Source organism: Sphingobacterium multivorum, from assembly GCF_900457465.1.
Classification (GTDB): Bacteria; Bacteroidota; Bacteroidia; order Sphingobacteriales; family Sphingobacteriaceae; genus Sphingobacterium; species Sphingobacterium multivorum.
Genome location: NZ_UAUU01000005.1, coordinates 25,196 through 38,787 on the forward strand (window position 1 = coordinate 25,196; position 13,592 = coordinate 38,787).

11 protein-coding genes are annotated in these 13,592 nt (G+C 38.4%); 5 read left to right on the forward strand and 6 right to left on the reverse strand.

Annotation, left to right across the window (positions count from 1 at the left end; translation table 11 throughout):
• Positions 1 to 22: 22 nt before the first annotated feature.
• A complete protein-coding gene (gene pssA / locus DTA23_RS06570; protein WP_070570444.1) occupies positions 23 to 709 on the reverse strand; it encodes a CDP-diacylglycerol--serine O-phosphatidyltransferase in 687 nt (228 codons plus the stop codon).
• A 74-nt stretch (positions 710 to 783) separates the two neighbouring features.
• Entirely contained in the window at positions 784 to 2,283 is a 1,500-nt protein-coding gene (gene rho, locus DTA23_RS06575; protein WP_112374315.1) for a transcription termination factor Rho, read from the reverse strand.
• Positions 2,284 to 2,586: 303 nt separating this feature from the next.
• Here rho and DTA23_RS06580 point away from each other — a divergent pair, with 303 nt between their 5' ends.
• The 3 genes from DTA23_RS06580 to DTA23_RS06590 all read left to right on the forward strand — a co-directional run bounded on the left by DTA23_RS06580 (position 2,587) and on the right by DTA23_RS06590 (position 6,655).
• Positions 2,587 to 4,314, forward strand: coding sequence for an MFS transporter (locus DTA23_RS06580; protein ID WP_112374190.1), 1,728 nt, complete (start codon positions 2,587 to 2,589; stop codon positions 4,312 to 4,314).
• Between the two features lie 241 nt (positions 4,315 to 4,555).
• Entirely contained in the window at positions 4,556 to 5,419 is an 864-nt protein-coding gene (locus DTA23_RS06585; RefSeq protein ID WP_046671899.1) for an N-acetylglucosamine kinase, read from the forward strand.
• A gap of 417 nt (positions 5,420 to 5,836) precedes the next feature.
• Positions 5,837 to 6,655, forward strand: a complete 819-nt coding sequence (locus DTA23_RS06590; RefSeq protein ID WP_112374191.1) for a UDP-2,3-diacylglucosamine diphosphatase — start codon at positions 5,837 to 5,839, stop codon at positions 6,653 to 6,655.
• Positions 6,656 to 6,748: 93 nt separating this feature from the next.
• On the opposite strand, the gene DTA23_RS06595 is transcribed toward DTA23_RS06590, so the two are convergent.
• Positions 6,749 to 7,432, reverse strand: coding sequence for a metal-dependent hydrolase (locus tag DTA23_RS06595; RefSeq protein ID WP_112374192.1), 684 nt, complete (start codon positions 7,430 to 7,432; stop codon positions 6,749 to 6,751).
• Between the two features lie 10 nt (positions 7,433 to 7,442).
• On the reverse strand, positions 7,443 to 7,757 hold the full coding sequence (locus DTA23_RS06600; RefSeq protein WP_046671896.1) for a YbaB/EbfC family nucleoid-associated protein: 315 nt from the start codon (positions 7,755 to 7,757) through the stop codon (positions 7,443 to 7,445).
• A gap of 186 nt (positions 7,758 to 7,943) precedes the next feature.
• Here DTA23_RS06600 and DTA23_RS06605 point away from each other — a divergent pair, with 186 nt between their 5' ends.
• A complete protein-coding gene (locus DTA23_RS06605; RefSeq protein WP_112374193.1) occupies positions 7,944 to 8,570 on the forward strand; it encodes a substrate-binding domain-containing protein in 627 nt (208 codons plus the stop codon).
• 71 nt (positions 8,571 to 8,641) lie between these two features.
• On the opposite strand, the gene DTA23_RS06610 is transcribed toward DTA23_RS06605, so the two are convergent.
• Positions 8,642 to 9,727, reverse strand: coding sequence for a DUF8457 domain-containing protein (locus DTA23_RS06610; RefSeq protein WP_146753019.1), 1,086 nt, complete (start codon positions 9,725 to 9,727; stop codon positions 8,642 to 8,644).
• Positions 9,728 to 9,942: 215 nt separating this feature from the next.
• On the opposite strand from DTA23_RS06610, the gene DTA23_RS06615 reads away from it, so the two are divergent.
• Complete coding sequence (locus tag DTA23_RS06615; protein WP_112374195.1) at positions 9,943 to 10,524, forward strand: thymidine kinase; 582 nt, start codon at positions 9,943 to 9,945, stop codon at positions 10,522 to 10,524.
• A 252-nt stretch (positions 10,525 to 10,776) separates the two neighbouring features.
• Here DTA23_RS06615 and DTA23_RS06620 read toward each other — a convergent pair whose 3' ends face one another.
• On the reverse strand, positions 10,777 to 13,500 hold the full coding sequence (locus tag DTA23_RS06620) for a carboxypeptidase regulatory-like domain-containing protein (RefSeq protein WP_112374196.1): 2,724 nt from the start codon (positions 13,498 to 13,500) through the stop codon (positions 10,777 to 10,779).
• Positions 13,501 to 13,592: the final 92 nt, after the last annotated feature.

Genomic DNA, 13,592 nt, shown 5'->3' on the forward strand with positions numbered 1-13,592 from the left:
TGGAACAATATGAAAAAACGATCTAAACCAGATCGTTTTTTTTATTAAAATGCAATGCTGATAATAGGAAATATAAAATTAAAATAATCGGTAAAGCCATAAATTGACCAACAATAAACAAGATCAGCGTCAGGATCAAAAATATGAAGCGAAATTTATTCGTTTTCCAATCCATCGAACTAAATTTCATCGAAAACAACCTAATTTCACTTACCAAAAGATAACTGGTTAAAAGAACACTACCGATTAATACAATCGGATTTAAAACCAATTGTGGGTATTTGTCTGCGATATAAGGTAGAGAAAGCACATAAAATGTATTCATTGGCGTATTCAAACCAATGAAATCCGAAGTTTGGCGCTCATCCAGGTTGAACTTTGCTAAACGTAAAGCCGAGAAAACAGTAATGATAAACCCTAAATAAGGTAACAGAGAACCATCAGGAAATACCTTTGTCAACAAGGTAAACATAATTGTCCCAGGTAAAAAACCAAAACTGACCATATCAGCCAACGAATCCAGCTCCTTTCCTATTGGCGATTTAACATGAAGTAGTCTCGCTACCATTCCGTCAAAAAAATCGAATATCCCGGAAGCAAATACGCAAATAGTGACAACTTGAATATTGCCTTGCAATGCCATCAATACAGCGATACAGCCACTAAATAAATTTAGACAAGTCAGCAGATTTGGGATATGTTTTTTCATGTACAGGATCTATTTTATAAAAAAAGCCATCATTTGATTAAAAATGATGGCTAAAATATCAAAATTTGATGGAATTACCCATTCATACTGATCAAAAATTCTTCATTTGATTTAGTGCCACGCAATTGACCTAGTAAAAATTCCATGGCCTCTGTAGAATTCATATCCGATAAGTGGTTACGAAGTACCCAAATACGTTGTAATGTTTCTTTGTCAGTCAATAGATCATCACGACGTGTACTCGATGCGGTGATATCGATCGCAGGGAAAATTCGTTTGTTTGCCAACTTACGATCCAACTGTAATTCCATATTACCTGTACCTTTGAATTCCTCAAAGATAACTTCGTCCATTTTAGAACCTGTATCTGTCAATGCTGTTGCTAAGATCGTCAATGAACCACCATTTTCAATATTCCGGGCAGCACCAAAGAAACGTTTTGGTTTGTGTAAAGCATTCGCATCCACACCACCTGACAAAATTTTACCTGACGCAGGCGCCACTGTGTTATAGGCACGTGCCAATCTTGTAATCGAGTCTAACAAGATAACGACATCATGTCCACATTCTACCATACGTTTAGCTTTCTCAAGCACGATGTTTGCAATTTTAACGTGACGGTCAGCCGGCTCATCAAATGTCGAAGAAACAACTTCCGCGCGTACACTTCTCGCCATATCAGTAACCTCCTCAGGGCGCTCATCGATTAATAAGATAATCAAATAAACTTCTGGGTGATTTTTTGCAATAGCATTTGCAACCTCTTTCAACAAGTTTGTTTTACCCGTTTTCGGTTGAGCAACGATTAGTCCACGTTGACCTTTACCTATAGGCGTAAATAAATCCATGATACGTGTAGAGTAATTTCCAACACCCATATCTAAATTTAAACGCTCATCAGGGAATAATGGTGTCAAATAATCAAATGGCACACGATCGCGTACCTCAGCCGGATTTTGTCCATTGATAGCCTCAACCCGTACCAGAGGGAAGTATTTTTCACCCTCTTTAGGCGGACGGATACAACCACGTACCGTATCTCCCGTTTTCAAACCAAATAATTTGATCTGAGATTGTGATACATAAATATCATCAGGAGAAGTCAGATAGTTATAATCTGATGAACGTAAGAAGCCATAACCATCAGGCATGATCTCCAATACACCCTCATTAACGATCACATTATCGAAATCTGTACTTGAAGAAGTGTTTTCTGCTTTAGGAGTTTGTGTTGCTTTTTCAGGTTGGGGGCCTTTATCTGCTGCTGGTGTATCTTCGGTTGCAACCGGGGCTTCGTCATGCTCAGAAACTTCACGTTTTCTTACCGTGACAGGTTCCGCAGTTTTTACGGTCCGCACACGTTTACGTGTACGCTCAGCATGTTCCTGATTATCTTCCTCTACTTTAGCTGCTTTTTCAGCTGGCGCTGGTGCTGCTTCCTCTTCCCCACCAGTATTGCTAATTCTTTCGATTAATTCTTGTTTACGCAATTTATCAGCATCTGCGATACCGATCAACTTAGCAATCTCGCGCAATTCCGATACGAGTTTAGCGTTTAATTCGTTAATATCCATTAATGTGTTGTGTATGATTTTTGGATTTTTTTTTGAGCTTTTTTCTGAATTCTGATTACACACTTAAACAAGTTTCCATGATTAAGTGAGATGAAGAACTTAATGATTTCTTTTAAACCCGAAGTGGATTAAATATTGAGAACCTAGACAAAGAAAAAAACAAATTTTGTTATTTCAAAATATTTCAAAAAAAATATTTACTATTGTAGCTAGTAAAACGATTTAACAACATTTTTAGATTGAATTTTATATTTTTTTTCATAAGTTCGTACCTTTCAAAATTTAAATTTTTAGATCCCTTATATGGAACAGCAACAAACTAAAACCAATTACCCCGCACTCTACACATTGATTATTGTGTTTTTCTTTTGGGGGTTCATTGCGGCAGGGAACAGTGTTTTTATACCGTTCTGCAAAAATTACTTTCATTTAGACCAGTTTCAATCCCAGTTAATAGACTTTGCTTTTTATACAGCCTATTATATTGGTGCATTGTTACTATTTATATTCAGTTCAATCGGGGGAAAGGACCTGGTTGGAAAATGGGGATATAAAAAGAGTATAGTTTACGGTTTACTTTTCTCGGCCTTGGGTGCCGCAGCCATGATTGTTGCTGTCGAAGTAAATTTGTATGTTGGTATGTTATTGGGACTATTCGTTGTAGCCCTTGGTTTTTCTTTACAACAGACTGCAGCAAATCCATTTGCGGTTTTATTGGGCGATCCAAAAACGGGTGCTTCCCGTGTGAACCTAGGCGGTGGTATCAACTCATTTGGTACAACAATAGGCCCTCTTGTTATCGGGTTTTCCTTATTCGGAACTTTTGAGCCTATTTCTGACTCAGAGATCGCCAACCTTCCGCTAAACAAGGTTGTTTATCTTTATATTGGTGTTGGTCTATTGTTCCTGTTAGCTGCAGCATTATTTAATTTCAGTAAAAAAGTTCCTGCTGGAATTAGTGATGAGCCAATGGAAAAAGCGAATAAAGCTTTACGTACCTTGATCATTATGACCATCCTCCTTTTTGGTATGTTCACGCCAGTGTTTTTAAGCTATAAGAGCGACTTAGCCTTGCAGGTAGAGCAGTTACACAAACAGGTTTCAAGTTTAACAGATCAGGTTCAGATCGATCAACTCAAACTGCACATTAAAGAAGTTGCCAAACCACTCGAAATGCAACGCATGTTATGGTTGGCAGGAGCATTGGTCGTTGTGATCGGTGGTTTATTGTTCTCCAATAAGAGCGCGCAAAAAAATCCAGAAGGTTGGGGTGCGATGAAATATCCACAATTGGCTTTGGGTATGCTCGCGCTTTTTATCTATGTCGGTATCGAAGTCGCAATCGGTAGTAACCTCGGCGAATTATTAACATTGAAGGAATTTGGTCATTTGCAATCATCTCAAATTACACCTTATGTATCCATGTATTGGGGAAGTATGATGATCGGTCGTTGGGCTGGTGCTATTACAGCATTTAACTTGAGTAAATCAACTAAAAATGGATTATTGATTATCGTTCCTCTGATTGCATTCTCCATTATCATCGGCGTCAATACGCTTGCAGGATTTCAGATGTCACATCTGTATTATTACGTCATATGTATTATTCTTCAAATTGTAGCATTCTACCTAAGTAAAGAAAAACCTGCTCGTACATTGATTATTTTTGGATTATTTGGAATCATTGCGATGTTAATTGGCCTATTCTCATCGGGTACTATTGCAATCTATGCTTTCTTATCAGGCGGTCTTGCATGTTCAATTATGTGGTCCTCAATTTTCAGTTTGTCCATTGTAGGTTTAGGAAAATATACCGCTCAAGGTTCGGCATTTCTTGTGATGATGATTCTTGGTGGTGGTGTTCTTCCTCCGATACAAGGAAAATTAGCGGATATTATCGGTATCCATAACTCGTATATTCTACCATTAATCGGATTCTGTTATGTTGTTTTCTTTGCGATATTTGTTAAGGGAATATTAACAAAACAAGGAATCAATATTGATGAAATAGAGGCTGAAGGAGGCCATTAACACCCCTCACTAATTGTAAATAGTACACTATTTAAACAATTTTATTACACAGCTCAAAAACTGGCTTAACAACACCGTTAAGCCAGTTTTTTTATATAGTCACCAAAGTACAAAAATTTATTTTTTGAAAAATAAGCGTATAAATTATGATATTTAAAATTAAAAAATGTATTTTCGGGGAATTGATTAATGAATTGATTACTCATTTTATAACGATAAACACAATTAAAACTACTCAATAATGATAATCATTGCTGACGGGGGATCAACAAAAACAAACTGGTGTTTGTTAGACGATTCGAATAAAAAAATCTACTTCAATACGGAAGGGTACAACCCTTATTTTGTTGATAGTGAATACATTGTAAACTCCCTAAAAAAAGGACTACCGCAAGATTTACCTTTTGAAAAAATCTCAGAGGTAAACTATTATGGTGCAGGTGTTCATAACAAGGAAAAAGCACAAATTGTTGTTGATGCTTTAAAACAAGTATTTACTACAGCTGAAGTTGAAGTAGGACACGATCTTCTTGCAGCAGCAAGAGCATTATTAGGAACTCAAGCCGGATTTGCTGCGATCTTAGGAACAGGAACAAATTCTTGTCTATACGATGGTAAAGAAATCACATTAAACATCGACTCAGGTGCTTACATTTTAGGTGATGAAGGTTCTGGTAGTTATATTGGTAAAAAATTACTGGCAGATTATGTTCGTAATTTGATGCCTAAAGATGTTAAAGAAGTATTTTATAACACGTATAAAATGACAAAGGACGAAATTATGGACGCGGTTTATACCAAACCAATGCCAAATCGTTTCTGTGCAAGCTTTAGCAAATTTGTCTATGACAACAATGTAAATATCGAATACACACGCAATATTGTTGATGAAGCTTTTGAAGCATTTTTCAGAAATCTTGTCAGCAAATACCCTAACTATCAAAGCTATACTTTCAACTGTATCGGTTCGGTTGGTTACAATTTCAGAAATGTATTAGCAGAAAAAGCTGAGCAATATGGAATGAAAGTAGGCAAGATCTTGCGCTCCCCTATCGACGATTTAGTACAATTCCACATCGATAGAGCAGCAGCGACTGCCAAATAGAAAAAGAAAAATAATCTTTAACATAAGGAAAGGTATTCAATAAAATTGGATACCTTTTTTATTGCTCTTCCCCCAGTCCTCCGACCTCCCAATATTCTCCGTACCGAAAATTCCCTACTAATATTAATTTCCAATTAACTAACTCATACCGTTTTACAAGACATTTTAATGATTTAATAACAGGAATTTCATCGGTACAAAATAAAAGTATCTTTTTTTTGTAATAGAAGTTAACAGATTGATTAAATGAAATATTGCGGCTTAGAATAACTTCAAAAACGGTAAAAAAGGTCGTTTATGATCGATTCATTTCAGACAAATCCGGCAAAAGTCAAATATAGTCCTCAACAGACGCATAGAAAAAAAATCTACAAAGGACATCTTGGTAGACAAGATGAATAAACAAATTTATTGCAAATGAAAAGAAGCCTTGATATACTTGTAATCTCAGATTTACACCTAGGTACTTACGGTAGTAGAGCTAAAGAGCTTTTACTTTATCTAGAGTCCGTATCTCCCAAAATACTGATACTCAATGGAGACATCGTAGACATTTGGCAATTTAAAAAAAGCTATTTTCCGCAAGAACATCTAAAAGTCATCAAAAAAATCATTGACATGAGCTCTTCGGGGACAGAAGTACATTACATCACGGGCAACCACGATGAAATGTTGCGCAAGTTTACCGATCTAAAATTAGGTAATATCAAGCTGAGCAATAAACTCCTTCTTTCACTCAATAATCAAAAAGTGTGGATCTTTCATGGAGACGTTTTCGACGCATCCATTCATCATTCTAAATGGTTGGCCAAACTCGGTGGATGGGGTTACGACAAACTTATCCAGCTCAATAATATCATTAATTATTGCCTAGATAAAATGGGTAAGGAGAAATATTCTCTTTCTAAAAAGATCAAAAACTCCGTTAAAAAGGCCGTCAAGTATATATCAGATTTTGAACATACAGCGACTGAACTAGCGATTGATAAAAATTACGATTTCGTCATCTGTGGACACATCCACCAGCCTCAAATCAAAGAAATCATTACCCGAAAAGGAACCTGCACGTATATGAACTCAGGAGATTGGATTGAAAACCTCAGTAGTTTAGAATATAAAAATGGGGAATGGAAGCTGTTCTATTTTGAAGAAAATAAAGAACAAATCCTGAAGAATAAAATCATCGATATCCCTCTTTTCAGCCTGGAAGATCTTAAAAAGATTGTCATCTCATAAAGATTGTCATGTCTTAATGAACACAACAGAGATCTGCATATAATCAGGAAAACACTAAAACAAAGCCGAGCAAGCTCGGCTTTGTTTTAGTGTTTATAGTTCAAATGTTGCACCGATTTTCGGCAATGACAATGAAATACCCTCATTTTGGAATTTATCCAAAGCTTGTTGTTTATCGATCGTTATTGGCGGAAATGAATCGTAATGGATACCAACTACCCGAGCACAATTCACAAACTCAGCCGCTTTAATTGCATCATCCACATCCATTGTATAGTGCCCACCTATAGGTAAAAATGCCCAATCCAGGTTCATGTCTGCCAGCAATTTCATTTCCATAGTCAGTGCGGTATCGCCGGCAAAATAAATTTTTTTGCCTTTTACATGGAAGACAAATCCCACAGGAAACCCGCCGTATTGACCATCAGGTGTACTATTGGTATGTGCAGCATACACCATCTTCACCGAACCAAAAGGCAGTTGAACTGTTCCGCCCAAGTTGAATTCGATCACCTTATCGTCAGGTACGCCCTGTCTTCTCACCCAGCCTGCAGTTTCAACAATCGCTAAAACAGTGGCATCGCTGTTTTTTTGAATCGTCGCCATATCGGCCACATGGTCCTGATGTCCATGACTTAAAAAGATATAATCCGGTTTAATTGTATTGACATCGATTTCTTTTGCAAGTGGATTATAAGTAACAAATGGATCTAAAAGAACCTTCGTTCCGTCAAAATCAAACTCTACACAAGACTGTCCGTAATAAGTTGCTTTCATGATAATATCGCTATTGATTAAATAATCCGCCTAGTCCTCCTAGTCCACCCAACATATCTTTACTTGCCGCCTGCATTTCAGCCTGGCTGATATTCTCAGCTTGCGCAATTGCCTTATTCAGAGCAACCACAAGCAACTCCTCCAATTCTTCCTTATCTGCGTTTGATAAAAATACAGGATCGATGGTAACCTCTTTTATCTCTTTGTTTGCTGTCGCTACCACACGGATTAAACCACCTTCCACTTCACCAGACACAGAAATTGAATCCAATCTTTTCTTGATTTCCTCCGCCTTTTGCTGGGCTTGAAATAATTTGTCAAACATATTTATATCATTTATTTCAGGCCAATTTACAAAAATCTGCGCATACCTACTATTGCTAATTTACTTTCGCCAATGCTTCCCTTTTTTTCTGAAGGTTGTCTGATCTTATTGGCCAGAAAGAACCTTCAGTTCGCTTTCATTGCTCTTGGTGTCTGCGAAGTCAGGAAGGTTTTGTATTTTTGCAACATGCAAAGCAATCAAGAAAAACTAGTCGCCCATATTTTGGACCAGTTGGACCTAAATCCGGCAGCTATTCCAGCTGAAACCTACGACACATTAATTTCAGATCGCCCTCAACTTGTCGACATTGACGATATGATCTCCTATATCAAACGTATCGGGACTGATCTCGATGCCATTGATAAAACAGTTGAACTGGTTGAAAAAATTGAAGACGAAACAAGTATTCTTATCCATAAGCTTAAGTTTATTTCGGCTACTGACAGGCCCAAGGTATTGGTACTGGACCAAATACAGCCGCTTGAAATAAACCGTTCTGCCTATCTGCAGGAAGCCATAAAAATAGCCGGTGGTATTCCAGTTACAACAGAAAATGAAGCCGATAAAATCATTGTCATCGGTCAGGGAGAACAGACATTTATCCAAATTCCACAATTGTTGAATTCGGCAGCTATCGCATCATCCAAAGCTATCGAGCTCGATCAGGTCTTCATCATGACCAATAAACAATTTGCACAGATTCCCGGATATAATTATTTGAGCGAACTTGAATCTTTAGCCGAAATTCTTCAGCCAAAGTATTTTGTGTATGGTCATGAAGGAAACGATTGGCTACAATTTCAACTAAGCTAAAAAACCAAAAATATAGGTATAAAAAAACAGCTCCAGTAGAACGGGAGCTGTTTTTTTTATACTTTAGAATTTTAGTTGTATCTTCTGCGTAGGACGTTGTATAATTTTTCAACGGTATGCGGTTTATCTGCCCATTTATTTTTAATCGCATAATTTGTCTGCAAAAATGCATCCGCTTCCGCATAGCTTGTAAATCTATTCAATAATTCGACAGCCTCACTATACGCTAAACTATACCCATTAAACAAATCCTTAATAAATAAGAGCTTATCATTTAAGCTTATTCCTGCTTTAATATCTGTGAGTTTATCGCTATGTCCAGATTGATTTACCTGATAAACACGGTTCTGCACGCCAGCTTGCTTCTGTTGAGAGATAATTTCATTTAAGGTCAATGGTCTCGCGGGAGCTTCTTCAATGACCGTATTGATTTCTTCCTGAATAAACACTTCTTGCGGCTGCTCAATTACGACTTCTTTTGGTTCTTCGATGACTTCTGTAACGAAGACAGTAGGTTCTTCAACTTGCGCTGTAACTTCCTTTTCTGCCTGATAAGCTAATTCCTCCACTGGAGCAGCCTCAAAAACCGGTGGCGTTGCAACAACTGGCGGAGCGACAGGTTCAGCAATTGCAGGGCTAGGCTCTCCCGATTGTATCGGTTCACGTTCAGAAACAAACGAGGTTTCTGGCTCTTCCAATTTTACAGGTTCACGTTCAGAAACAAATGGGACTTCGTTTTCCTCCACACTGGTTTCTTCATTTGCTACAATGGCTTCTTCATTTCCACGGTTGAAATCTTCAACTGGTTGAGCTTCTTGAATCTCGCTTTCAGTGGGTTCAGCAACAACTTGCTGCGCTGAAGATCTAAGGGTGGAAGGCGGTGTAAAATAGTCGTTGAAAGCAATCTTCTTACTGTCTAAGGCAGCAGTACTTAACGTATGCTGCGATTGAGCTCCCTGAAGAACGGCCTTGGTCTTAAGTAAAGTTATGTAGGCAGCCACAGCCTGTGCCTTCGCTTCTAGTGTTACTAATTCGTTAATTTCGGACAAGCTGCCCTGTTCCGACAAGGTCAGATACTGTCCATTTAAATCCTGTAATAAATCGCCTATCGTATTAAAAATTTCCTCTTTAGTACCCATAATTCTATTTGAAATCACCAATTAATTATTTATAACACTTATACCTGCAACCGATCAAAAAGTGGAAAACCCAATCCTTTGATTTAGAAATATTTGGATTTACGCCCAATTTTTGCTACCCAAATTTAATATTTAATTCTGATATTAGCGGTGTCAAAAACAGAATATAATGGGAGGTCATTTTACAAAAATCACCTTATTTGCGGACCTTCCGACAAAATTAAATTAATCAAATGCTTTTTTCCGAACATAATTTGGCTTTGCGCCCCGCACAATATGGTAGCATTGAAATTGTCTGTGGATCGATGTTCTCGGGCAAGACTGAAGAACTGATTCGCAGGCTAAAACGAGCACAATATGCACGTTTGAATGTCGAAATCTTTAAACCAGCGGTTGATAAGCGATATGATGAAAAGTTGGTCGTTTCTCACGATAGCAATAGCATCCCATCAACACCCGTTGATCATTCTTCAGCGATCCTACTCTTAAGTTCATCGACCCAAGTTGTCGGAATCGATGAAGCACAATTTTTTGATGACGGTTTGACAGAGGTATGTGTCAAATTGGCAAATAGTGGTATCTGGGTGATCGTTGCCGGTCTCGATATGGATTTTCAAGGGCAACCATTTGGTCCAATTCCCAATTTAATGGCAGTAGCCGAACACGTCACGAAGGTGCATGCGGTTTGCATACAATGTGGCGCTCCAGCGAATTATTCCTACCGCCTGACCAAGGATACGGAAACCGTGCTTTTGGGTGAAAAAGAAGCTTATGAACCACGGTGTAGACCTTGTTATTTCGGCTTGAATAAGTAAATGATCCAAAAAGTTAACTAAAATCTGCCAAAAGGACCATAAACGCTATTTGGCATAGGATTTGAAATATACTTTATAAATAAGAAGATTAACGCTTTTAATAGCGACAAAATACTTTTCATAATTTAGGTTTATAATTGGTTAGTTAGCACCTCCTTGCCCATCAAGGGGGTGTTTTTTTGTTAAAAAAGAACGCTGTCCCCAGGTTACTGAGCACAGCGTTCTTTTTTCATGAACTCCTATAGGCAAGGCTTAAGGCTGAACACCGTAATTTATAACCTTACGGCCAATGTTACCTGTTTGATCCATTCCCTCGACGATGACCTTGTAATTTCCATTTCCATCGGCATTATAAAATTGAATGGCAGCTTCCCCCGTCTCTGTGATTGAGACTTTCGGATTCCAGTAAATGGTCGTTCTCAAATCGTTTACAGCCTTTCTTTCCGGCGTATCGTATTTTGGAACATAGAATTTGCGTTCTTTAATATAACCTAGAGGATACATATCGATCACATTTGATTTTGGCAACATGCTCTCAATTTCACTCAATGACATTCGCGGCTTCTTCGCTTCCACTTTTTTCGTATAAATGGACACAACACCATTATTTTGATACATTCTGGAGACTGTTCCCAATTCATCACGTAAGAAGATTTCGATTCCTTCGATATCCGCGACATTGATGCTGTTCAATCCAGGCTCATCAATAGCCATACCGTTCAGAAAGAACTGAACAGGCGTACGTCCCCCCGCATTATAATCGCGGGAAACATAATATTTCAATGTCTGCGGATCATAAGTAATGCCAGTCAATACCGTTTGAAGACACATGGTCAACACGTTACAACCGGTCAAACGCTCGGGTTCAATACGGTGTTCCGGCATGGATAAGCCCGAAATAGATGGAAAATCTTTATTGGTGATTGCTTTCTTCACTACGCCTGTCACTTCGACCTCATCCAGAAGGATCGATTTTCGATACTCTTTTCGGCTATTCGCCAAATAAGGAGCAAAAGCCTGGTCTATATTCGGCACAAAATAACTTTTATAGCCATTATTCTTATCGATCTCCGGGTAAAAGCTCTGATCCATATTAATAACCAGGCTCCGGTAATTGTCGTTAGAGCGGGCATTAACCGTTACTTTAGACGAGTCCGGGAACACAAGATCCTTAAAGGTGAATCGTCCATTCTGATCCGTATAAACGTCTTTCTTAATATTACGCGAAGGAACCGATAAAAGTAACCCTCCATTTGGATAAGGGCGTCCAGTATTCATCCGAAGTATACCGGATAATTCAATTCCTTGCTCGGGAAGAAAACTGATCTGTGGCAACTTCTCCGATATAAGTGTCGGGTAGTCAAATCGACGGTATCCCTGTGTCATTAATAGTGCATCCAGCGCTTTATCCCGATTGGGATTCTTTTCATCGAAATATGAATTTGGGTTTTCTACATTTCCTTTGAGGTCCGAAGTCAACAGAAAGTTGCTCACAATAGAGAGATCTGCCTGATCATTATAAGGAACTTTGGATTCGTCTATTACAGCGACTGAATAGCTTCCGGGGAACTTCTGCCCATTGTTGTCCACAGCAAGTTTAAGATTGACCAAGTCTTTAGCCTTATAGCTTTGCTTATCGCTGGTAACTTGAATATTTAAAAGCTTTTCACTTTGAACAAATGCCAAGCGTTCGCTGATAGGTTTTCCGTCCGGACTCAATAAGGTTACCTGAACAATACCATTTGGCAAACGCTCTTTCGGAATATTGACCAATGCAGACGAAGATTTTAAATTCACCTGTGCGCCAAAACAGAGATGGCCATTCGACTGAACCAAAACATAATAAGATTGCCCCGGGTTCTTTGAAAAATTCTCCTCGCTAGTTACCACGGCAAACTCCGCATTCGTGGCATCCTGTTTTACAAAAACAACATTTGCCTTGTCACTGACAACAGCCGGCAATTTGTATTTGCGCTCCTGTCCATTCTCAAACTTCACAACAGCTTGATAATTTTCTCCTGCGAGCGGCAGAAGAGAAAAATAGCCCATTCCAGTTCCAAAGTCTGCAAACTCCGCTACCGACTTGCCCTTTGAATCCAAAATACTACCTTTTACCTTTAGCCCCTTACCATCGGATCCAATGGCTTTAAATGCAACTTTTTTGGCCAATCCAGCGATAATATCACCCCCTTCAGGAAAGAATTGCACATCTGCATCCCACAAGGCATTTTTGAGCAAGAAGGAACTGGACAAAGGTTTTTCATTTTTATTTTCCTGAATGCTAATCTTCAGTTGTCCTTTCTCCAGATTTGCCTTTTCTTTTGCAGACAGGTTTATGGTTACTTTCCCCAGCCCATCGGTCTCAGCTTTGCCCTTGTCGAAGGTTTCCCATCCCGACACAAACTCCCAATTGATTTTTGAATTGATCATCGGTTTTCCCGTACGATCGCGGAACTGTATGACAGCTTGGGTTTTATTACCACCAATGTTATTTTGAAATTCAATGTTCGTAATCAATTTCTTATTGATTACATCCCCGATTGGCACCACTTTGTTAAAAAAGTAAGCATTATCAAAGTTGGCCATCCATTTTGTGTAGGCCCTAAAGCGATAATTGTCCTGAGACATAAATTGAGGATCAAGTACAATCTGCCCATTTCCTACCCCTTTATCCAATGGAATTTTTAGTGTCTGAATCAGGGAATCGCGACTGTTCAGCACTTCCACGTAAGCTATTTTACTCGGCTCATATTCGGCCAAATTGCGGGATAAATAGGTTGAAAACCAGAGAGTATCCCCTACAGCATAATAAGGCTTGTCGAAATGTAAATGTACCTTTTCAACTGGGTAAACCTGAAAATATTTCTGAACTCGTTCTACGATTGTATTAATAGGCAATGTAGGTGTAGTCTGGGCATAAGTGGTCCCTATTCCTAACAGTCCTATCGATAAAGTCAATAGTTTTATGTGCTTCATTGAAAGTCTTAGAATAAAAAATGAATAGCTAAATATATTCAATTTTGAGCAAAGACCAACCGCATTGGGGTATTTTTAACATTTATTATACC